Origin of the sequence: Rhizobium sp. CFBP 8762 (assembly GCF_014841565.1) — a bacterium.
Taxonomy (GTDB): domain Bacteria; phylum Pseudomonadota; class Alphaproteobacteria; order Rhizobiales; family Rhizobiaceae; genus CFBP-8762.
Genome location: NZ_JACYUD010000003.1, coordinates 300,324 through 321,277, shown reverse-complemented (window position 1 = coordinate 321,277; position 20,954 = coordinate 300,324). Strand labels below are relative to the sequence as shown.

Below are 20,954 nucleotides of genomic sequence, written 5' to 3'. Positions count from 1 at the left end.
GATGCGTGAGACCGAACTTCGCCAGTCGATCATCGACCATTGCCGGGGCATGAATGCCTCCGGCCTCAATCAAGGCACGTCCGGCAATATCAGCGTGCGGTTTGGCGAGCAGATGCTGCTGACCCCATCGGCTATTCCGTACGCCGATATGACGCCAGACATGATCGTGTCCATGCCGATCCATGGCGAATATGGCGCATGGGAAGGGCCGAAAAAACCCTCGACCGAGTGGCCGTTTCATCTGGATATTCTGCGCGCCCGGCCTGAGGTAAATGCGGTCGTGCACACCCATGCGATGTTTTCCACCATACTCTCCATAGCACGAAAGCCCATTCCCGCGGTCCATTACATGATTGCGGCGTTTGGCGGCCCGGATATTCGCGTGAGCGATTATGCGCGCTACGGAACAAAAGCTTTGTCCGATAACGTTATCGCAGGCTTGGAGGGGCGCTCTGCCTGCCTCTTGGCCAACCATGGAATGATTGCCACCGGCTCCAGTCTGGAAAAAGCGATGTGGGCGGCTGTGGAACTGGAAACGTTGGCAAAACAATACTATCACAGCCTGCTGATCGGTGGCCCGGTGCTTTTGAGCGACGCGGAAATCGAAGGCGTTCGATTGAGCTTTGCCAATTACGGGCTTCAGGAGACTTAAGAGATGAGCGCGGATGGAACGGTCTACGATCTCTTCGTCATTGGCGGTGGCGTCAATGGCGCGGGCATAGCGCGTGATGCCAGCGGGCGTGGCCTGTCCGTCGTGTTGTGCGAGAAGGACGATCTGGCGCAGGGAACGTCGTCGCGCTCCGGCAAGCTTGTCCATGGTGGTTTGCGCTATCTTGAATATTACGAGTTCCGGCTGGTGCGCGAAGCGCTGATCGAGCGTGAGGTGCTTTTAAATTCTGCCTCCCACATCATCTGGCCCATGCGCTTCGTGTTGCCGCACAATCCATCCGACCGGCCCGCCTGGCTGGTTCGTCTCGGCCTGTTTCTGTATGACCACCTGGGCGGGCGCAAACGCTTGCCCGGCACCCGCACTCTCAATCTGCGCACCGCGCCGGAGGGCGCGTTCATCAAGCCGCAATATACCAAGGGTTTTGAATATTCCGATTGCTGGGTGGACGATTCGAGGCTGGTGCTGCTGAACGCACTCGACGCGCAAAATCGTGGCGCGCAGGTCTATACCCGCACGGCTTGTACGTCTCTTCGGCGTGAAAACGGCCTTTGGGAAGTAGAGATGACATCCCGGAAAGGCTCAAATGGCGTCGTGACCTCTGAAAAAACCCGCATCCGCGCGAAGGCCATCGTCAACACAGCGGGACCATGGGTGAACGATATCATCGGGCGGGTGGCCGGTTTCAATTCGGCCCGCAATGTGCGACTGGTCAAGGGCAGCCACATCATCGTCCGCAAGTTCTGGGAGGGGCGGCAGGCCTATCTCATGCAGAATTCCGACAAACGCGTAATCTTCGTCAACCCCTATGAAAACGATCTGGCACTGATCGGCACCACCGATATTCCCTATGAGGGCAAGCCTGAGGACGTGAAGGTCGATGACACTGAAATCGCCTATTTGCTGAAGGCGGTGAACCGTTACTTCAAGCAGCAACTAACCGAGGCGGATATCGTTCATTCGTTTTCCGGCGTTCGCCCGCTGTACGATGACAATGCCGAAAACCCGTCTGCCGTGACCCGGGATTACATTTTTGAAGTGGATGACGTGAACGGGCAAGCGCCATTGTTGTCCGTGTTCGGGGGCAAAATTACCACGTTCCGCAAGCTATCGGAACATGCGCTGGACAAGTTGAAGCCGTTCTTTCCATCCATGCCCGGCGGGTGGACGGCAAACGGATTTCTTCCCGGCGGTGATATCGCCAACGCCGATTTCGAGCAGTTTCTGGCTGATATGAAGGCGCGCTATCCGTGGTTGCCGCAGGACTTGTGCAAGCATTACGCCCGACTTTACGGCACCCGTGCGCACGATTTGATTGGCGCTGCACAGTCGGTGCAGGATCTGGGCGCCGCGTTTGGCCCCCTGTTGCGGGAGCGTGAGGCGCTGTTCCTCAAGGAAACGGAGTGGGCTATGACGGCGGATGATATTTTGAACCGGCGCACCAAACATGCGCTGCACATGACAGACGGGGAACGCGACGCCTTTACCCGCTGGTTTGAGACACAGGAAAGCACGGACGTTATATGACCCAGACACTGGTGCTTGGCATCGACATCGGAACCTCCGGCGCACGCGCTGTCGCCATGGATGAGAGTGGAACCGTGGTTGCCGCCGGCGCGGCCAAGCTGGCCGAATTCAGCCGCGATCATCGTGACCCGTCGGTCTGGTGGCAGGCGGTGGAAACCGCCGTCAACGCCACGCTGGCGCAGATCGATGCAAAGTCGGTATGCGCCATTGCGATTGATGGCACTTCCGGCACGGTTCTGCCTGTCGATGCGCAGGGAAACCCCCTTGGCGTGCCCATGATGTACAATGACGCAGTGCTGGACAAAGACACGCTCGATGCGGTGGCTAGCCACGCGCCACAAAACAGCGCCGCGCATGGTGCTACGTCCGGGCTTGCCAAGGTACTGGTGTTTCAGGCGCTGGACGATGTGGCGCACATACTTCATCAAGCCGATTGGCTGGCTGGTCGCTTCACCGGTCGGTTCGATCTGTCTGACGAAAACAACGCGTTGAAGACCGGCTATGACCCCGTTTCGCGCGCATGGCCAGACTGGATCAGCGCCACCGGTGCCAATACCGATCTGCTGCCGAAGGTTCTGCCCGCAGGCACGCCCATGGCAACCATTTCGAGAGACGCTGCCGCACAATTCGGTTTCGCGCCCAGTGTGATCATCGTTGCCGGTACAACCGATGGCTGTGCATCGTTTCTGGCGACAGGTGCCGATCAGCCCGGCGATGGCGTCAGCGCCCTTGGCACGACGCTGACGGTCAAGATCCTGTCCGACAAACCGCTGTTTGCGCCAGAGTTCGGACTCTACAGCCATCGCATCGGCGATATGTGGCTGGCAGGTGGTGCATCCAACACTGGCGGCGTGGTGCTGGCCGCGCATTTCGATAGCGCCCGTATTGAAGAACTCTCCGCAGAGATCGACCCCATGACGGATACGGGGCTGCATTACTATCCGCTGGCCCGCCCCGGTGAGCGCTTTCCGATCAACGACCCGGAATTGCCGCCCGTGCTTACGCCGCGTCCGCCGGAGGATTCCGAGTTTTTGAAAGCCTTGTTTGAGGGTATTGCCGGTATTGAACAGCTTGCCTACCAGCGGCTGGCGGAGCTCGGAGCGCCAAAACTCAAGTCGGTGCGCAGTGTCGGTGGTGGGGCGAAAAATGCGGTCTGGTCGTCCATCCGCAGACGGCGGTTGAAGGTGGAGTTTCCAACGGTGTTGTCAGAAGAAGCTGCCGCCGGTGCCGCCCGCTTGGCACTTCAGGGTGCCAGAACAGCGGGTCTGCTGTGATGACCAGAACGCCTGAATCCATTCCCGGAATTGCGGCGCTGGTTGATCGTTTCGATTGTTTTCTCATCGACCAGTTCGGTGTGTTGCGGGACGGTCGCGGGCCTTATGACGGTGCGGCCCAGACATTGGATCTGCTGAAAGCCGCTGGAAAGCGCATCATCATCCTGTCCAATTCTGGCAAGCGCTCCAGCGAAAACGACCGCCGCCTGGCCAAGCTCGGTTTCAATGCCCAAAGCTGGGACTGGTTTTTGACCTCTGGTGAAGTGGCTTGGCGGCTTCTGTCTGCTGAGGCATCCGGCAGGGACCAAAGAAAATGTCTGCTTATTTCCCGTGACGGCGATGAATCGCCATTGGAAGGCGTTGGCCTGGCCCGAACCACACGTGGGGAGGATGCCGATGTGGTGCTGATTGCGGCCAGCGAGGGCGACGTCTACACCCTTGACCACTATGAGGCCCTGCTGGCTCCCGCCGCACGGCGCGGGGTGGAGTGCCTGTGCACCAATCCCGACAAGATCATGCTGACGGCTGACGGTACGAGTTTCGGGGCGGGGCGCATTGCCGAACTCTACGAAGAACTGGGTGGCACCGTGCGGTGGATCGGCAAGCCCTTCGCCGATATTTACGCGGCTGCCATGGAGTTTTTGGGACATCCTGACCCGGCCCGGACCGTGTGTATCGGCGATAGTATTGAGCACGATATTGCAGGCGCCGCCTCGGCTGGCCTGTCGTCGCTTCTCGTCAAGACCGGTATTCTCTCGACAGCCGATGACGCTGAACTGGAAGCGCTGTTTACCGAGCATGGTGCGGTGCCGGATTTCATCACACCGAAATTCATCTGGTAGGAGGCACGGTTGAGCTTTACGCTATCTCTCAATACAAACCCGCTGGTCAACCGCTTTGCCGAGCCGGATGATCTGATCGATACCATCGCCCAAAAAATCCGTATCGGTCACGTACAACTGACCCACGAGTTTATCAACCCATCCTGGCCTGCCGCAACCATCAGCAAATATATCCGGCAATTTCAGCGTGCGCTGACCCGCGAATGCGTTAAGGTCACATCAGGCATGACCGGCCCCTATGGCCGTCTCAATCACTTCGGCCATCCGGATGCCGATGTTCGGCGCTATTATACGGACTGGTTCAAAACCTTTGCCGATATTTCCGCTGAACTGGGTGCTGCTGGCATGGGCACCCAGTTTGCCATTTTCACCCACCGGGATTACGATGACCCCAAGCGTCGGGAAGCGCAGATGCAGATTGCCATTGCACATTGGCACGAGGTGGCAGAACACGCGCGAGACGCAGGCCTTTCCTACCTGTTCTGGGAGCCGATGTCTGTTGGCCGGGAGTTTGGCCATACAATTGCGGCATGTCGGGACCTGCATGAACGACTGAGCGGGCAAGACCTTGCGCTGCCGTTCCTCATGATGGTGGACATTGACCACGGCGATGTGACCTCGCCCAACCCTGACGATACCGACCCCTATGCTTGGGCGCGGGCCTTTCCGAAGGAATCACCGATCATCCACGTCAAGCAGTCGTCGATGAACAAGGGTGGGCACTGGCCTTTCACGGCGAAATACAATGAGGATGGCCGCATCACGCCTGAAAAGCTCTTGGCAGCAGTGCGGGAAGGTGGGGGTACGGACAACGAAATCTGCCTGGAACTATCCTTCCGGGAACGGGAGCCGACCGACCATCAGGTCGTCGAGATGATCCGGGAATCCGTTGAATTCTGGGAACCTGCGATTGATACCGGGTTCAACAAATAACAGTCGTTCGTAACATTATCTCGTTATCTTCTATGCACCATAACAAAATTGTGTTATGAAGACCTTGGAGTTGGCTTGCGCCAAGGGATGAGATGAAACCGGACAATCGGCGACAGGGCATTATGGATTTGCTCATGGAGGCGGGAAACGCCACCATTGAGGACCTGTCCGCGCGGTTCAATGTTAGCAAGATGACCATTCATCGCGATCTTGATGATCTGGAACAGGCTGGCCTGTTGCGCAAGGTGCATGGCGGCGCGTCCATCCAGTCCAGCGCGCAGTTTGAAAGTGATTTCCGCTATCGCGAAAAAATTGCAGCTGAAGAAAAGCAGAGCCTGAGTGCTGCAGCGGCAGCGTTGATCGAGCCGGGTCAGATCATCATCATCGACGACGGATCGACGGCGGGCGGCATCGCCGCGCATTTGAACAATATTCGCCCTCTGACCGTGATTACCAACAATCTCTCTGTTATCACGACCTTAAGCGGCGTCGCAGGCATTCAATTGATTGCTCTCGGGGGCGAATATTCGAAGAAATTCAATGGCTTTTTCGGCATCGTTGCGGAAGATGCGCTGAAGTCGCTGCGGGCCGATATCGCCTTTTTGTCTTCCTCTGCGGTGCAGGGTGATGCGGCTTTTCATCAGGATCAAGAGGTCGTTCAAAGCAAGCGGTTGATGATACGGGCGGCGCGCAAGCGCTATCTGCTGGTCGATCACTTGAAATTTGGCCGATCTGCCCTGCATTTTCTGACAGGGCTGGATGCTTTTGATGCCGTTTTGACCGGCGAGGGCGTTTCTCCTAACGCCGAACAGCACTTGGCGGAAGCCGGAATTTCTCTCAAAAAAATTGGACGGACGGTATGAGCAAGCAAAACCTTTGGGTTGGCACAAGCTGGAAGATGAACAAGACCCTGGCGCAAGCTTTGGACTTTGCCAAAGGGCTTGCCGATAACGATGCGGCACGTGATCCGCGCATTCAGCGCTTTGTTATTCCGCCCTTTACAGCTGTGCGTCAGGTCAAGGAGGCTTTGACGTCCACCAGTGTCAAGGTCGGTGCGCAAAACATGCATTGGGATGATGAGGGCGCGTGGACGGGCGAGGTTTCGCCGGTCATGCTGACCGATTGTAACCTCGATATCGTGGAACTCGGCCATAGCGAGCGGCGCGAGCATTTTGGCGAGACGGACCGCACGGTCGGTCTTAAAACCGCCGCTGCCGTGCGCCATGGTCTCATTCCCCTGATCTGCATTGGCGAAACGCTGGCGGAGCGCGAAGCGGGCGAGGCAGACGCGGTGTTGAAGCGACAGGTGGAAGGCGCGCTGATGCTGCTGAAAGATGCGGAAAAGACCAAGCCTGTTCTGCTGGCCTACGAGCCCGTCTGGGCGATTGGCGTCAACGGTATTCCAGCATCAGCCGATTACGCCAATGAGCGCCATGAATTGATTGCTGATTGGGCGGAAGCCGTGCTCGGCGTCCGTGTGCCGGTTCTCTATGGCGGTAGCGTCAACCCCGGCAACTGCGAAGAACTGATTTCCAAACCCGCCATTGACGGCCTGTTCATTGGCCGCTCTGCCTGGAATGTGGACGGCTATCTCGACATTTTGAACAAAGTTTCTGCTGTAACCCATTCATAACACGAAGGAAGAACCTATGAAAATCGCTATTGGAGCTGACAGTGCGGGCAAGCCGTTGCTGGACATTATCGAGGCCCATCTCGCTACCAAATCCGACCTGACCGTCAGCAATCTCAGCAAGTCCGGCTTTTATGCTGATCTGTCGCAGGGGCTGGCGCAATCCATTGTCGATGGTGAGCATGAGCGCGGTATTTTGATCTGCGGCACCGGAATCGGTGTCAGCATCGCTGCCAACAAGGTGCCGGGCATCCGCGCTGCGCTGACGCACGATACCTATTCTGCCGAGCGTGCTGCCAAGTCCAACAATGCGCAAATCATCACCATGGGTGCGCGTGTGATCGGGCCGGAACTGGCAAAAGCGGTCGTCGACAAGTGGCTGGAGTCGGAGTTCGATCCGAATGGCTCGTCTGCTGGCAATGTCGATGCCATCAACAAGCTAGACGCCTGCAAATAATGACAGGTTTCGCAGTCTGCGTTGATCCTCCCACGCGGACCTGCGATGTGCGCCCGGCAGCAATGCCGGGCGCGTTTCTTTGATCACGCAGATTTTTTAAAGCTGTGCGGCTGGGATATTGCCGCGCGCGCGTCAAGAATCGCTGCGCAGGCATTGGCCGCCTCGATCCCCTTGATCACGAAGTGATCGCGGAAGAAGGCCATATGGGCTTCGGATTCCTGAAAATGATGCGGTGTCAACACGGTGGACAGGATCGGCACGCCCGTGTCGAGTTGGACGCGCATCAGGCTTTCCAGCACGGTACCGGCGACAAAATCGTGACGGTAGATGCCGCCATCGACCACAAAAGCGGTGCCAACAATGGCGGAATAGCGCCCCGTCTTGGCCAGCGTCTGGGCGTGAAGCGGAATTTCCAGCGCGCCGGGAACATCGTAAATATCCACCGCATCGGCATTACCGCCAAGAGAGGCCCACTGGTCGCGGAAGGATGTGACGCATTGATCGACAATGTCTGCGTGCCAGCGCGCGCGGATAACGGCAATGCGGGTGGAGGGGTTGGTAACAACTGTCATGGTTTCAAGCCTTTCAGGTTCATTCGACATGATCCCGTGGGGCGAACACGCACAGACGCGAACCGCACATGCGGGTCGACCCTATGCTTGCTCTCTTTCATCCGGACTATACCGTCGGTTCCGGCATCGCACCGGATCTGCTGACCTTTCCATTTGCGGAAAGCGCTCGCGGACTCCAAGCATGCGCTTGATACCGCCGGTGGGGAGTTTCACCCCGCCCTGAGAACGTAACAGAGCCTACTATAAAGCGCGTGCGTCTTGCGTCAATTGTGTTCTTTTGCGTGAAACACGCGGATTGAGAACAATCTGTTCAGTTAATCTCTGACAATCAGGAGATCGCTTGCGGCAAAACGCAGATCGACGGTCGAACCGACGGCGGGTGGAACGAAGCCGGGATTGTTGAACATATCAAATGAGATGGTGCTGCCGTTCACAATCACCTTGGTGCGAATAACCGAGCCAAGGAAGCTGACGCTGACCACCTCTCCGGGGATGGTAACGTCACGCCCTTCCGTATCAAGCAGCGAAACCGATTCTGGACGCAAGGCCAGTGAGATTGCGTCGCCCGCATTGTAGCCGGTAAACGGTTCGCGTAGAGTAAACTGCTGCGGACCAATGGCAACCCGACCGGCGCTGCCATCCACCACAACCGCTTCCAGAAAGCTGAGCGTGCCGACGAAGGACGCGACGAACCGAGTGGCGGGATTGTTGTAGATCTCAAACGGCGTACCAATCTGGTCGGCATGGCCCGCATTCATCACGACGATCCGGTCCGACATGGACAGGGCTTCTTCCTGATCATGCGTGACGTAGATGGTGGTGATGCCGAGTTGCTGCTGAATGGCGCGGATTTCCTCACGCAGTGAAATACGGATTTTCGCGTCCAGCGCCGACAGCGGCTCATCCAGCAGCAGCACTTGCGGCTTGACGGCCAGCGCCCGCGCCAGCGCGACACGCTGCTGTTGACCGCCCGACATCTGGTATGGGTAACGGTCGGCCAGATGATCGAGCCGGATCAGTGCCAGCATTTCCCGAACGCGAGCGTCGATTTCGGTTTTTGGCTTGTTGGCGATTTTCAGGCCGAAGGCAACATTGTCAAACACGGTCATGTTGGGAAAGAGCGCGTAAGACTGAAACACCATGCCGATGTTGCGCTGGTTCGGCTTCAGGCTGGATTGATCGACCCCGTTGATGATGATGGTGCCGGAGGAAGGCGTTTCAAACCCTGCCACCATGCGCAGCGTCGTGGTTTTGCCGCAGCCGGATGGTCCCAGAAAAGAAATGAACTCTCCCTTTTCAATGGCCATGTTGAAGTCGCGCACCACATGGGTTGTGCCGTAGAACTTCTGCAAATTTGTCAGTTCGAGAAAGGCCATCTGAACCCTAAACCTTGGCTGTTGCTGCGCGATTGAAACGGGAAACCAACTGAATAAGGCCCATGCTGATCCATGTAATGGAAAACGCGATGACGGCCAAGGCAGAAGGTTCATAGGCTTTGTTGGCACCGACCAGTTGCAGGTAGGGGCCGAAAGCGGGGCGGTTGAGAAGGGCGGCCATGGTGAACTCTCCCATGACAATAGCGAAGGTGATGAAGGCACCCGATAACACACCGCTCATGACGTTGGGAAAGATGCAGCGAAACAGAATGGTCGGCCATTTCGCACCCAGACTTTCGGCCGCCTCGGTCAGCGTCGCTACGTCGATGGCCCGCATGGCTGTGTCCACGGCCCGGTACATATAAGGCAGCGACAAGGTCATATAGGCAAACATTAGCAGCGCATTGGTCGCTTCACGCGAGGCGGTGAACGGTATCCAGGACGAGGAATTGTAGAGCCGGAGATAGCCGAACACGATGACGATGGCGGGTATGACAAGCGGCAGGAGCGTGATGAACTCGATGATGGGCCGCACCTGCGGAAGGCGCAGGCGAACCCAATAGGCCGTCGGCACCACCAGCAGCATGCCGAAAATAATGGTAGCAACGGCCATCAGCATGGAATAGCCGAAGGTTTCGCGAAACTGAATATCCGCAAACACCGAACGATAGGCATCCAGCGAATATTCGCCGCGCCGCATGCGCAGGGAAAATTCCAGCGTGCCAATCAGCGGAACAACGAAATAAATGGCACCAATAGCAATGGCGATCCAAGCGCCCAATCGGTTCGCCTTCATTTCTGCCACCGTTCTGCGCGCATCCGCAGCCAGATATACAGCACGTTGGAAAGGCCTGTAATGACGATCATGCCCAGTGCCAGCGCGTAGCCAAGATTGGGATTGTGCAGCACATCACCACGGATTTGCGCGTAAAGAACAATCGGCACGATGTTCAGCGAGCTTCCCGTCAGCGCGTAGGCGGTAGCGATGGCTCCAAAGGCATTTGCAAACAGAAGAAGGGTTGTCCCTAGCAGGCTTGGCCACAAAATGGGCAGGGCAACCTTGCGCCAATACTGCCAGTTGCTGGCCCCCAAAATCTGTGCTGCCTCGCGCCATTCCTTTTTCAACCCGTCCAGAGCGGGGGTCAGGATCAGCACCATCAGTGGAATCTGGAAGAACATATAGGTGATGGTCAGTCCCAGAAAGCTGAGCAGATTGAATCCCGTAGCGTAGAGATTGAAACCAAACCATTCACGCAGGAAAACTGTAACCAGACCGGTGCGGCCCAAGGTTGCCAGAAACGCAAACGCCAGAGGCACACCGGCAAAGTTGGAGGCCACGCCGGAAAATGTCAGAAGGCCGGAGCGTATCCATGGCGGCACGCCCCCAAGCACGATTGCCCAAGCTAGAAAGAAGCCGATAAGCGCGCCGCCGAGCGATGAGGCGACCGAGACCTTGATGCTGATCCAGTAGGCGCCAAGAATGCTGGGCTGAAACAGATCGGCAATATTTTGGAGCGTAAACTCACCCGTTGGTGTCAAAAACGCGCCCGCGACCAGATAGACGGTCGGTACGATCAAAAACATCAGGGCAAACAGCATGAAGGGCGCAATGCCAAGCCAATCGACCACGTTTCGCCTGTTGATGCGGGACACGCGCCGCTTGGCAGCAATGCCAGGGGGTGCGCTTATGGTAGGCCCGCTGATAGGAGCGACAGGCGGCTGGCTCATGAAACTCGTGTCCCCGTTCGGGCGTTATGTTCACCCATTGTCCAGACGTAAAAGCCAAATCGCTTTGCCTGGAAATGCTTGAAGCCCCTCCGCCAGTGTGACGGAGGGGCAGACGCGCTTTAATTATTGAACGTTGGTGCCGACGACACTATCCCATTTGGTGGTGATTTCTGTCTTGCCAGCGTCCTGTTCTTCCAGCGTCGGGAATTTCGCAGCTTCGTAGGCGGCAGCAGGCGGAAGCTTGTCCAGCATCTCCTGCGGAACCTTGCCGTTCTTCACCAGATCGTTGAAGCGGATCGGATGGCAATAGCCCTTGAGGTAGCCAATCTGGCCTTCGTCGGAGTAAAGATATTCCATCCATAGCTTGGCGGCATTGGGGTGCGGTGCGTAGGCCGAAATGGCCTGCACATACACACCCGCAACCACGCCGGACTGGGGCACGACGACTTCCACCGGCGGATTGCCATTCAGGCTATCGCGCCAGGACAGACCGTTGTAATCCCACGCGATAATGATCGGCGTGGAGCCTTGCGCCATGGAAGCGGACTTTCCGATGACCGGCACGAAGTTGCCTGCCTTGTTGACCTCGGAAAAGAACTTGAGGCCCGCTTCGCCCGCTTTGACCGGATCGGTTTCGCCAGCAGCGAGACCGGCTGCGTAGACGGCCTGAACGGCCTGGCTGGACACACGGGGATCACCGGCCAGTGCTACGGAATTGGCGTAGTCAGATTTCTTCAGATCTGCCCAGTCCTTCGGCACGTCCTTGACGATATCGGTGTTCACGATGAAGGACAGAACGCCGTAATAATCGCCGTACCAGAAGCCTTCGGCATCCTTTGCGCTATCGGGGATGCTATCCCAGGTCGAGACCTTGTAAGGCTGGATCAGGCTGTCTTTCTTGGCCGATGGGCCGAAGGACAGACCGACATCGATGACATCGGGAGCCTGCGGGCCGGAATTACCCTTGTTGGCCTTGATGGCCTCAATCTCGTCGCCGGAGCCGGCATCCGGGTTCAACTCGTTTACCTCAATGCCGTACTTGGCTTTAAAACCGGCAATGATATCACCGTAACCACACCAGCTATGGGGCAGGGCGATGGTGGTGAGCTGGCCTTCCTTCTTGGCGGCTGCAATCAGCTCGTCCATGGATTGGGCTTGTGTCTGTGCCGTTGCGGCGGCGGACGTGGCAAGCACGAGAGCAGTGGTGAAAGAAAGCAGACGGCGTGTTTGGGTAAGCACTGTTCTTCTCCTTCGGGTTTGTAGATATAGCGGGTTTGTTCAAATGGCTGATACGCAAATCCTGTGTACGTTATATGACAGTCAATTTTTATTGTTTTGCAAGGGCTTATGAAACAGGCGGGTATCATCAAAGAGGTTTTCAAGTGTTTTCATACGCGCGCGCGTGCCCGCCCACATCCGGCTTTGAGCGGCCTCTATTAAAGCTTCCAATAAAAAAAGCGTCACGACGGATGAATCCCATGCCGAGGGTGCCTCGATCTGAACACGGAATACGATGCTTGCCGACTTGGCGGCAGGAGAAGCCCATTCGTCGGTCAACAGAATGACCTGCACACCACGCGCGCGGGCTAGGCTGGCAAGCCGCTCCATGTCGCGCTCGTAGCGGCGAATGTCGAACAGCATCAGAACATCGCCCGCCTTCATATCGAGCACCGAATGCTGCCATGCACTAGAGCCGGAGCCGATCAGCGTTACGTCCGGGCGAACAACCTGCAGATGAGTGAACGTGTAGGCGGCCAGCGCCTGCGTAATTCGCCCGCCGAGGAGATAAAGGCGACAGTCGGTATTGGCGATCAGGTCGCTGGCGCGGTCAAAATCCTGCGTGTCCAGTCCTGCCAACGTGTCGCGCAGATTGGTGTTCAGTGCATCGGCAAACCGGTTGAGCACATGGGCACCGGGGGCATTCGCCACCCAGCGGTCATGCTTTGCAATCGGGTTGCTGAGCGTTGCCTCCAGTTCCTGATGCAGGCGGGCCTGAAAATCGGGGAACCCTTTGAACCCCAGTTTCTGCACCATGCGCGCAACCGTGGGCGTTGAAACGCCTGCATTGTCAGCCACGGTGGTGATGGAACCAAGGCCGGAAACCGGATAGTTTTCCATGAGCATGGCCGCAAGCTTTTTCTCCGCACGGGTCAGCGTGTCGCGGTAGGCGACAATGACATCAGCAACGGTTTTTGCCGCTTTACCCAAGCTTTATCCCCACGCCGGTCTCTGCCGGCTTTCAGCGATTAAACATCGCGGCTGATAACAGTGTCAATCGCTATTTTGAAGAGATAATTTCAATTCACAGTTGACACTGGCGCCTGTGTGAAGAATTCTCTTCATTCCTGACAGCACAGGAGGGGACCTGAATTGCTGCGCCTTTTGACGGAACAGGACGGCGAGCCGGTGGGGCTGGAACGACTTGAGGGCAAGTCTCCTGTTGTGCTGGTCTGCGAACATGCCTCGCGGCAGATCCCGGTGCAACTCGGCACTCTGGGGCTGGATGCGGACGCGCTCCAAAGTCACATCGCGTGGGACCCGGGTGCGCTGGCGGTGTCGCGGCTGTTGAGCGAGGCACTGGATGCGACCCTTGTGTTTCAGCGGTTTTCCCGGCTGGTGTATGATTGTAACCGGCCGCCCGAAAGCCCTGCTGCCATGCCATCTGTCAGTGAAATCTACACCATTCCTGCGAATGCGGCCCTGTCGGATATCGAACGGCAGATGCGTGTGGACGAGATCTATACTCCGTTTCACCGTGCCATTCATGCTCTGATCGAAGAGCGGTTGAAGGGACAAATCCCGCCGGTTCTTATGACTATTCACAGCTTTACGCCCGTCTACCACGGTGTTCGCCGAACGGTTGAACTCGGTATTCTGCACGATGCGGACTCGCGCCTGGCCGATGCCATGCTGTCACAACACAGCCCGTTCCGGACCCTGCGCAACGCACCCTACGGTCCTCAAGATGGCGTAACCCATACGTTGAAGCTTCACGCAGCAGCAAATGGGCTGCTCAATGTCATGATAGAAATCCGAAACGACCTTCTCAGCAGTGAAAGCGGCCAAAGGGTCATGGCCGATACTCTGGCAGCGATGATGGGCAACGCCCTGTCCGAACTGACCAACCATAAGGCCCAAAAAGAAAAACACGGGAACAGCAGTTGACGGTGAAACACGAGGGAACAGGAGATTGAGCAGTGGAAACAAAGCATTCACAGGCCCCGGTTGTGGGTACGCAACAGGCGTCGGGGGTCAGCTACAAGACCGCTGATTCCAGCTATTTTGAAAATCGCGGTCTGCGGCGTTATGCGGGCGTATGGTCACTTTGGGCGCTTGGGGTGGGGGCCGTTATTTCCGGCCATTTCTCCGGCTGGAATCTTGGCCTTGCCAGCGGCGGCTGGGGCGGCATGGCGCTGGCTACCATCATTATCGCCATCATGTATCTGGGGCTGACCTTTTCCATCGCGGAGATGGGAGCAGCGCTTCCGCATACGGGTGCTGCCTATTCCTTCGCCCGCACGTCCATGGGCCCTTGGGGCGGCTTCATTACAGGCCTCTGTGAAAATGTGGAATATGTGCTGACGCCTGCTGTCATCGTGTTTTTCATCGGGGCCTATCTCAGCCAGATTTTCGGCACAGCGGAAACGTTTCAGCCGGTCTGGTGGATTCTGGGCTACATCATCTTTGTGGGTCTCAATATCATCGGTGTGGAACTTTCATTCCGGGTGACGCTGGTGGTGTGCCTGATGGCACTGGCCGTGCTGGTGGTCTTCTGGATTTCCGCCTTTCCCCATATCGATTTCAAGGCCTGGGCGCTGAATATCGGCCCGGATGGCACAGTGCTGGAGGGTGGCAATGGTCCGTGGCTGCCCATGGGCATTGGTGGTGCGCTTGCCTGCCTGCCGTTTGCGGTCTGGTTGTTTCTGGCCATCGAGCAATTACCGCTGGCGGCGGAAGAATCGATTGCGCCGCAGAAGGATATGCCCAAGGGCATTATTCTGGGCATGGTCACGCTGATCGTTTCGGCAGTGATGATCCTGTTTCTCAACCCCTCCATCGTCGGTGTCGGCTCGGCGGCGCTGGGTGCCTCGGGTGAGCCTTTGCTAGATGGATTCAAGGCAATTTATGGAGACACGGCAGCCAAGGCGCTGGCCCTGGTGGCCATCATCGGGCTGATCTCCTCTTTTCATACGATTATCTTTGCGCAGGGGCGGCAGATCTACTCGCTGTCGCGGGCGGGGTACTTTCCGACCTTCCTGTCGGTAACCCACAAAACCGGCAAGACTCCCCATTTTGCCATGGTGTTCGGCGCGTGCGTCGGTCTGCTGATCATGCTCTATCTGTTCTTTACACTGGATACGAGCACGTCCGGCGCGGTGATCGGCGGAACGCTGCTGAATATGGCGGTGTTCGGTGCCATGTGCTCCTACATTGCGCAGGGCATTTCCTTCATCATCCTTCGGCAAAAACATGCCCATATTGTCAGACCATTCGTCAGCCCATTCGGCATTGCCGGAGCGGTGGCCACCGTGGTTATTGCGCTGGTCACGGTCTACTTTCAGCTTCTGGACCCGGCCTACCGCGCGGGCGTCTATGGGGTTGCGGCATGGTTTGCCATCGGCATCGCCTATTTCGCGCTCGTCGGTCGTCATCGCCTTATCCTGTCTCCGGAGGAGGAGTTCGCGCTGGAGCAGCGGGAAAAGGCGTTTGGCTGAACGCCAGCATGTCGCGCAAAAGTGTGTAGCGGTTTTGCGATAACGACATGCTTTAATGGAATACCAGTGGCCCGTTTCGGGCTGCTGCTCAACGGATGGATGGAGGCGCGTGTGAGTGGAACCTATAGTTTCGAAGCCCTGAAGAAAGACGTGGCCGATGGCCGCATCGATACGGTTCTGGCCTGTCAGGTGGATATGCAGGGACGGTTGATGGGTAAGCGGTTTCAGGCCGAGTTTTTCGTGGAAAGCGCCTACGAGGAAACCCATAGCTGCAACTATCTGCTGGCCACCGACATGGAGATGGAGACCGTGCCGGGCTACAAATCCACCAGTTGGGCAGCGGGTTACGGCGACTACGTGATGAAACCGGACCTGTCCACACTGCGCCGCATTCCATGGCTGGAGGGCACGGCGCTGGTGCTGTGCGATATGCTGCACCATCACGACCACAGCGAAGTTGCGCACTCTCCCCGCGCCATTTTGAAGAAACAGGTCGCGCGTCTGGAAGCGCTAGGGCTGAAAGCGTTTATGGCGACGGAGCTAGAGTTTTTCCTGTTCGACCAGAGCTATGACGATGCCCGCTTGTCTGGCTACCGCGATCTGCAACTGATCAGTGGTTTCAACGAGGATTACCACATCTTCCAGACGACCAAGGAGGAGGATGTGATGCGGGCAATCCGCAATGGTCTGCAAGGCGCTGGAATCCCTGTGGAAAACTCCAAGGGCGAGGCATCCGCCGGTCAGGAGGAAATCAACGTGCGCTATGCGGAGGCTCTGACGATGGCGGACCGCCATGCCGTTATCAAGAACGGCTGCAAGGAAATCGCATGGTCACGCGGCAAGGCGATTACCTTTCTGGCGAAGTGGCATTATCAGTCGGCGGGCAGTTCATCGCATATCCACCAGTCGCTCTGGAGTCTGGACGGCAAAATCTCTGAGTTTCATGATGCGGATGGGCAATACGGCATGTCGCAGACCATGCGCCAGTATGTGGCCGGGCTGCTGGCACATGCCAGTGAAACCACGCTGTTTCTGGCGCCCTATATCAACTCCTACAAGCGGTTTGTGGCCGGAACATTCGCGCCGACAAAGGCCGTCTGGAGCCGTGACAATCGCACGGCGGGTTATCGCCTGTGCGGCGAGGGCACCAAGGCGATCCGTATCGAGTGCCGGGTTGGCGGATCGGACCTCAACCCCTATCTTGCCTTTGCCGCGCAGATTGCCGCAGGACTGGCCGGGATCGAGGGCAAGCTTGACCTTGAAGAGCCGTTCGTCGGAGATGCCTATGGGGACCGGACCGGGCCGGAGATACCGCGAACCCTTCGTGATGCCGCAAAAGCGACCGAAGGTTCCGCCATGTTGCGTGCGGCATTTGGCGATGATGTGATAGACCACTATGTTCGCGCCGCCGCGTGGGAGCAGGAAGAATACGATCGCCGCATTACCGACTGGGAAGTGCGGCGGGGATTTGAACAGGCCTGACTGACAAGTAAAAGCACAACGAGGATGATACCGTGACGATGATTCAGTGCATTTCGCCGATTGATGGCTCCGTATATGCAGAACGCCCGGCGCTGGATGGGCTGGCGGCTACGCGCGCTATCGATGCGGCCCGCGCCGCGCAGAAGGACTGGGCGCGTCGCCCTTTGGAAGAGCGTATTCAACTGGTTCTGTCCGGCGTGAAACGTTTGAACGAGATGACCGACGAGGTTGTGCCGGAGCTTGCCCATATGATGGGCCGCCCGGTCCGCTATGGTGGCGAGTTCCGTGGGGTTAACGAGCGGGCTGACTATATGGCAGGCATTGCTGCCGATACGCTGGCGCCCATCGTGGCGGAAGCCAGCGAGCTGTTCGAGCGTCGTATCGTGCGGGAACCGCATGGCGTTGTGCTGGTGATTGCGCCGTGGAATTATCCGTACCTGACAGCGGTCAATACCGTGGTTCCGGCGCTGATGGCCGGCAATGCGGTTGTTATCAAACATGCAAGCCAAACCCTGCTGGTAGGCGAGCGCATGGTGCGGGCTTTTGTGGAAGCGGGCATTCCCACTGATATTTTCCAGAACCTGTTTCTGGATCATGACACGACATCCGCACTGATTGCCGCGCGCAAGTTCAACTTCATCAACTTCACCGGCTCGGTCGAGGGCGGGCGGTCCATTGAGCGCGCTGCCGCTGGCACGTTCACGCCTATCGGTCTGGAACTGGGCGGCAAAGACCCCGGCTATGTCATGGACGATGCCGATCTCGATGCCGCCGTCGACACGTTGATGGACGGTGCCTTCTTTAACTCGGGCCAATGCTGCTGCGGTATCGAGCGCCTTTACGTGCACGATACGCTCTATGATGCCTTTGTCGAAAAGGCTGTCGATTTCGTATCGGCTTACAAGCTTGGCAACCCGCTGGACCCGGAGACGACGCTGGGCCCGATGGCAAACAAGCGGTTTGCAGCCGAAGTGCGGGCGCAGACATCCGAAGCTGTGGCCATGGGTGCCAAGGCGCTGATCGACAAATCCCGGTTTGCCACTGACGATAACGGTGCCTATCTCGCCCCGCAAATTCTGGTGGACGTCAACCACCAGATGCGGGTGATGCGCGACGAGAGCTTCGGCCCCGTTGTCGGCATCATGAAGGTATCGAGTGATCAGGAAGCCCTGTCCCTGATGAACGACAGCGAATTCGGCCTGACTGTCTCGCTCTGGACGAAGGACGCCGAACGGGCAGCCCGGTTGGGTGCCGATATCGAAACCGGCACCGTGTTCATGAACCGCGCTGATTATCTGGACCCGGCGCTGTGCTGGACCGGGGTCAAGAACACCGGGCGCGGCGGCGCGCTATCTGTCATTGGTTTTCACAATCTCACCCGTCCAAAGTCCTACCATCTGAAAAAGGTGACAGCATGAGCCTGACTGCCAATTGGAGCTATCCGACAGCCATCAAGTTCGGCGCGGGCCGGATCAAGGAATTGCCACAGGCCTGCGAAGCACTGGGCCTGAAAAAACCGTTGCTCGTCACGGATGCCGGTCTGGCAACCCTGCCAATCACGCAAAACGCTTTGGCGTTGCTGGAAAGCGCAGGGCTTGGCAACGCAATCTTCAGCGATGTGAAGCCCAATCCGGACGACACCAATCTGACAGCGGGTATCAAGGCCTATATCGAAGGCGGGCATGATGGCGTCATCGCCTTTGGCGGCGGGTCGGGTCTCGATCTCGGCAAGCTGATTGCGTTCATGGCAGAGCAAACGCGCCCCGTGTGGGATTTCGAGGATATCGGCGACTGGTGGACACGGGCCGACGCGTCCAAAATTGCGCCCATCGTGGCGGTGCCGACGACGGCTGGCACAGGGTCGGAGGTTGGGCGCGCTGGCGTGCTGACGAATTCGGCAACGCATGTCAAAAAGATCATCTTTCACCCGAAACTGCTGCCGGGCGTGGTGATTTGCGATCCGGAACTAACAGTCGGTATGCCCCGCATCATTACGGCTGGCACCGGCATGGATGCTTTCGCCCATTGCCTCGAAGCGTATTCCTCCAACTTTTTCCACCCGATGTCACATGGCATTGCGCTGGAAGGGATGCGGCTGGTGAAAGAGTATCTGCCGCGCGCCTATGCCAATGGTAGCGACATTGAGGCGCGGGGCCAGATGATGGCTGCCGCTGCCATGGGTGCGGTATCCTTCCAGAAAGGGTTGGGTGCGGTCCACGCGCTGTCTCATCCCATCGGCGCGGTTTACAACACCCATCACGGCATGACCAATGCCGTTGTAATTCCCGCCGTCTTGCGGTTCAACCGGTCCGCTATCGAGGACAAGATTGCGCGCGCAGCCGCCTATCTCGGTATTTCAGGCGGGTTTGATGGTTTTTATGATTACGTGCTTGACCTGCGCCGTGAACTTGGCGTGCCGGATACACTGACGGCGTTGGGTGTGGCCAGTGATCGCATCGACGATCTGTCGGCCATGGCGATCGAGGATCCGAGTGCTGGAGGAAACCCTGTTACAATGACGCTGGAGAATACGAAAGCGCTGTTTCGCGACTGCTTCTAACAAGAAGATGCCGGCTCTGTGAGCCGGCATCTTCTTTCTCTCGTCAGCCAGGTGCCCCATACTTGGATGTGATGGTGTCGCGCCAATCACCCACGATATAGTTTATGGTGCCGTTGTAGCGGTCGCCCGCTGTTGCGGGATCATACTTGGCCCATGCGTATTGTATGGATGCAAGCGCCTTGTACCACTCACCCGGTTCCCATTCCTTCTGATAGTCGTCTCTCGTCTTGTCATAGTCCGAGCCTGTGTTCGCAAACTCTTTGTGCGCAGGTTTGCGTCCTTCCACATAGTCCAGCAGAAAGTTTCCGACGCCGAGAATGGTCGCAGTCGGACCGTTGTCGATTGCTTTGTAGACGGTTGTCGGATTTGCGCCCGTAACCACGGAGCTTTCGTAGGCGCGATAGTCTTTGCTCATATAGTCTTCGCCCGTCATATATGACAGGGCATGACCAATGTGGATAAGCCCTGTCAAATCGAACACCACATAGGTTAAGGCGTCCCGTTTGTCGAAATCGTAGACGGCATTGTCAGCACGGAAGTGTCCGGACATATGCACGGCCACATCGCTGATCACATCCAGATTGAGTTCGCGCTCGTCAAGCGCTGCGGCAATCGTCGCCTGTATCGCCAGTGAATAGCCGGAAATGTTGCTGTAGTGCCGCTCGCGGGATTCGTTGCCGATATCGGCGCCCAGAAGCCACTGTTTCTGTTTCAGGTAGAAACTCCGCAGCCAGCTTGCCACCTGCTGACGCTCCTGCTGCGTGAACTGGTCCTTGACGTACCAATAGCCGATGGCAACCTCGATCAGTCCCTTTTCGTCCAAGGGGTTGCCGATCGGTTGGACAGCCTCGGACCCTTTCAGCAGCAATTGCTTTGCCGCACTCAGATCAGTGTCGTCGCCGGTCAAGCGCCACCGCAGGCCCATCAGATACACTTTCTCCAGATGCGTCTGAATATCCAGGCTAGTCGATTGGGTGGAATTGGCTTCCGTTTTGGCGTCTGCGGTCCAGTTTGCCATCGCACTGATAACTGCGTCGCGGGTACCGTTCGCCTCAAGCATGCCATTGAGTTCGACTGCACCCTCGACCGTTACAAATCTGCCGCTTCCATAATGTCTGAATAGTCTGCTCTGCGACATGACTCAATCCCTCCGTGCTGTGAGGCTGAATTGCTCTCACAGGTTTAGAGTAG

Annotated in this window: 20 protein-coding genes and 1 riboswitch; of the genes, 13 read left to right on the top strand and 7 right to left on the bottom strand. The window is 57.4% G+C overall.

Going from position 1 to position 20,954, the window contains the following annotated elements:
- Position 1 precedes the first annotated feature (1 nt).
- The 8 genes from IFT84_RS10055 (at position 2) to derI (ending at position 7,330) form a co-directional block, all read left to right on the top strand.
- The gene (locus tag IFT84_RS10055) at positions 2 to 652 is read left to right on the top strand and encodes a class II aldolase/adducin family protein (RefSeq protein WP_192118900.1); all 651 of its coding nucleotides are present in this window, start codon (positions 2 to 4) and stop codon (positions 650 to 652) included.
- A 3-nt stretch (positions 653 to 655) separates the two neighbouring features.
- Complete coding sequence (locus IFT84_RS10050; RefSeq protein ID WP_192118898.1) at positions 656 to 2,194, top strand: glycerol-3-phosphate dehydrogenase; 1,539 nt, start codon at positions 656 to 658, stop codon at positions 2,192 to 2,194.
- Complete coding sequence (locus tag IFT84_RS10045; protein WP_192118896.1) at positions 2,191 to 3,468, top strand: FGGY-family carbohydrate kinase; 1,278 nt, start codon at positions 2,191 to 2,193, stop codon at positions 3,466 to 3,468. The genes IFT84_RS10050 and IFT84_RS10045 overlap by 4 nt, the downstream gene beginning before the upstream one ends.
- The gene (locus IFT84_RS10040) at positions 3,468 to 4,310 is read left to right on the top strand and encodes a TIGR01459 family HAD-type hydrolase (protein WP_192118894.1); all 843 of its coding nucleotides are present in this window, start codon (positions 3,468 to 3,470) and stop codon (positions 4,308 to 4,310) included. The genes IFT84_RS10045 and IFT84_RS10040 overlap by 1 nt, the downstream gene beginning before the upstream one ends.
- 9 nt (positions 4,311 to 4,319) lie before the next feature.
- Positions 4,320 to 5,243 (top strand): sugar phosphate isomerase/epimerase family protein, encoded by a 924-nt coding sequence (locus IFT84_RS10035; protein ID WP_192118891.1) that lies wholly within the window; start codon positions 4,320 to 4,322, stop codon positions 5,241 to 5,243.
- Positions 5,244 to 5,335: 92 nt separating this feature from the next.
- Positions 5,336 to 6,106, top strand: a complete 771-nt coding sequence (locus IFT84_RS10030) for a DeoR/GlpR family DNA-binding transcription regulator (protein ID WP_192118889.1) — start codon at positions 5,336 to 5,338, stop codon at positions 6,104 to 6,106.
- The gene (locus tag IFT84_RS10025) at positions 6,103 to 6,876 is read left to right on the top strand and encodes a triose-phosphate isomerase (protein WP_192118887.1); all 774 of its coding nucleotides are present in this window, start codon (positions 6,103 to 6,105) and stop codon (positions 6,874 to 6,876) included. Before IFT84_RS10030 ends, IFT84_RS10025 begins: the two co-directional genes overlap by 4 nt.
- A 16-nt stretch (positions 6,877 to 6,892) precedes the next feature.
- Positions 6,893 to 7,330: a D-erythrulose-4-phosphate isomerase gene (gene derI / locus IFT84_RS10020; protein WP_192118884.1), complete on the top strand. Its 438-nt coding sequence runs from the start codon at positions 6,893 to 6,895 to the stop codon at positions 7,328 to 7,330.
- 83 nt (positions 7,331 to 7,413) lie between these two features.
- On the opposite strand, the gene IFT84_RS10015 is transcribed toward derI, so the two are convergent.
- The 6 genes from IFT84_RS10015 to IFT84_RS09990 all read right to left on the bottom strand — a co-directional run bounded on the left by IFT84_RS10015 (position 7,414) and on the right by IFT84_RS09990 (position 13,214).
- A complete protein-coding gene (locus IFT84_RS10015; RefSeq protein ID WP_192118882.1) occupies positions 7,414 to 7,902 on the bottom strand; it encodes a 6,7-dimethyl-8-ribityllumazine synthase in 489 nt (162 codons plus the stop codon).
- Positions 7,903 to 7,987: 85 nt separating this feature from the next.
- A riboswitch (FMN riboswitch) is annotated at positions 7,988 to 8,133 on the bottom strand.
- 83 nt (positions 8,134 to 8,216) lie between these two features.
- On the bottom strand, positions 8,217 to 9,278 hold the full coding sequence (locus tag IFT84_RS10010) for an ABC transporter ATP-binding protein (protein ID WP_192118880.1): 1,062 nt from the start codon (positions 9,276 to 9,278) through the stop codon (positions 8,217 to 8,219).
- A gap of 7 nt (positions 9,279 to 9,285) precedes the next feature.
- On the bottom strand, positions 9,286 to 10,074 hold the full coding sequence (locus IFT84_RS10005) for an ABC transporter permease (RefSeq protein ID WP_192118878.1): 789 nt from the start codon (positions 10,072 to 10,074) through the stop codon (positions 9,286 to 9,288).
- Positions 10,071 to 11,006, bottom strand: a complete 936-nt coding sequence (locus IFT84_RS10000; RefSeq protein WP_446737582.1) for an ABC transporter permease — start codon at positions 11,004 to 11,006, stop codon at positions 10,071 to 10,073. The genes IFT84_RS10005 and IFT84_RS10000 overlap by 4 nt, the downstream gene beginning before the upstream one ends.
- A gap of 123 nt (positions 11,007 to 11,129) precedes the next feature.
- A complete protein-coding gene (locus tag IFT84_RS09995) occupies positions 11,130 to 12,224 on the bottom strand; it encodes an ABC transporter substrate-binding protein (protein ID WP_197975522.1) in 1,095 nt (364 codons plus the stop codon).
- Positions 12,225 to 12,326: 102 nt separating this feature from the next.
- Positions 12,327 to 13,214 carry a MurR/RpiR family transcriptional regulator gene (locus IFT84_RS09990; RefSeq protein ID WP_192118874.1) on the bottom strand — a complete coding sequence of 296 codons (888 nt, stop codon included), beginning with the start codon at positions 13,212 to 13,214 and terminating at the stop codon, positions 12,327 to 12,329.
- Positions 13,215 to 13,376: 162 nt separating this feature from the next.
- Between IFT84_RS09990 and IFT84_RS09985 the strand changes: the two genes are divergently transcribed.
- The 5 genes from IFT84_RS09985 (at position 13,377) to IFT84_RS09965 (ending at position 19,763) form a co-directional block, all read left to right on the top strand.
- Positions 13,377 to 14,171: an N-formylglutamate amidohydrolase gene (locus tag IFT84_RS09985; protein WP_192118872.1), complete on the top strand. Its 795-nt coding sequence runs from the start codon at positions 13,377 to 13,379 to the stop codon at positions 14,169 to 14,171.
- A gap of 32 nt (positions 14,172 to 14,203) precedes the next feature.
- Positions 14,204 to 15,721, top strand: coding sequence for an amino acid permease (locus IFT84_RS09980; RefSeq protein ID WP_342212855.1), 1,518 nt, complete (start codon positions 14,204 to 14,206; stop codon positions 15,719 to 15,721).
- A 99-nt stretch (positions 15,722 to 15,820) separates the two neighbouring features.
- Positions 15,821 to 17,203: a glutamine synthetase family protein gene (locus IFT84_RS09975; protein WP_192119149.1), complete on the top strand. Its 1,383-nt coding sequence runs from the start codon at positions 15,821 to 15,823 to the stop codon at positions 17,201 to 17,203.
- 32 nt (positions 17,204 to 17,235) lie between these two features.
- Positions 17,236 to 18,621: an aldehyde dehydrogenase family protein gene (locus IFT84_RS09970; protein WP_192118869.1), complete on the top strand. Its 1,386-nt coding sequence runs from the start codon at positions 17,236 to 17,238 to the stop codon at positions 18,619 to 18,621.
- Positions 18,618 to 19,763 carry an iron-containing alcohol dehydrogenase gene (locus tag IFT84_RS09965; RefSeq protein WP_192118867.1) on the top strand — a complete coding sequence of 382 codons (1,146 nt, stop codon included), beginning with the start codon at positions 18,618 to 18,620 and terminating at the stop codon, positions 19,761 to 19,763. Before IFT84_RS09970 ends, IFT84_RS09965 begins: the two co-directional genes overlap by 4 nt.
- Before the next feature lie 43 nt (positions 19,764 to 19,806).
- On the opposite strand, the gene IFT84_RS09960 is transcribed toward IFT84_RS09965, so the two are convergent.
- Positions 19,807 to 20,901: a hypothetical protein gene (locus tag IFT84_RS09960; protein WP_192118865.1), complete on the bottom strand. Its 1,095-nt coding sequence runs from the start codon at positions 20,899 to 20,901 to the stop codon at positions 19,807 to 19,809.
- Positions 20,902 to 20,954: the final 53 nt, after the last annotated feature.

Excerpts from the sequence above, each read along its gene's own strand:
- IFT84_RS10055 (WP_192118900.1), top strand. The coding sequence starts at position 2 with ATGCGTGAGACCGAACTTCGCCAGTCGATCATCGACCATTGCCGGGGC.
- IFT84_RS10050 (WP_192118898.1), top strand. The coding sequence starts at position 656 with ATGAGCGCGGATGGAACGGTCTACGATCTCTTCGTCATTGGCGGTGGC.
- IFT84_RS10045 (WP_192118896.1), top strand. The coding sequence starts at position 2,191 with ATGACCCAGACACTGGTGCTTGGCATCGACATCGGAACCTCCGGCGCA.
- IFT84_RS10040 (WP_192118894.1), top strand. The coding sequence starts at position 3,468 with ATGACCAGAACGCCTGAATCCATTCCCGGAATTGCGGCGCTGGTTGAT.
- IFT84_RS10030 (WP_192118889.1), top strand. The coding sequence starts at position 5,336 with ATGAAACCGGACAATCGGCGACAGGGCATTATGGATTTGCTCATGGAG.
- IFT84_RS10025 (WP_192118887.1), top strand. The coding sequence starts at position 6,103 with ATGAGCAAGCAAAACCTTTGGGTTGGCACAAGCTGGAAGATGAACAAG.
- derI (WP_192118884.1), top strand. The coding sequence starts at position 6,893 with ATGAAAATCGCTATTGGAGCTGACAGTGCGGGCAAGCCGTTGCTGGAC.
- IFT84_RS10015 (WP_192118882.1), bottom strand. The coding sequence starts at position 7,902 with ATGACAGTTGTTACCAACCCCTCCACCCGCATTGCCGTTATCCGCGCG.
- IFT84_RS10010 (WP_192118880.1), bottom strand. The coding sequence starts at position 9,278 with ATGGCCTTTCTCGAACTGACAAATTTGCAGAAGTTCTACGGCACAACC.
- IFT84_RS10005 (WP_192118878.1), bottom strand. The coding sequence starts at position 10,074 with ATGAAGGCGAACCGATTGGGCGCTTGGATCGCCATTGCTATTGGTGCC.
- IFT84_RS10000 (WP_446737582.1), bottom strand. The coding sequence starts at position 11,006 with ATGAGCCAGCCGCCTGTCGCTCCTATCAGCGGGCCTACCATAAGCGCA.
- IFT84_RS09975 (WP_192119149.1), top strand. The coding sequence starts at position 15,821 with ATGGAGGCGCGTGTGAGTGGAACCTATAGTTTCGAAGCCCTGAAGAAA.
- IFT84_RS09965 (WP_192118867.1), top strand. The coding sequence starts at position 18,618 with ATGAGCCTGACTGCCAATTGGAGCTATCCGACAGCCATCAAGTTCGGC.
- IFT84_RS09960 (WP_192118865.1), bottom strand. The coding sequence starts at position 20,901 with ATGTCGCAGAGCAGACTATTCAGACATTATGGAAGCGGCAGATTTGTA.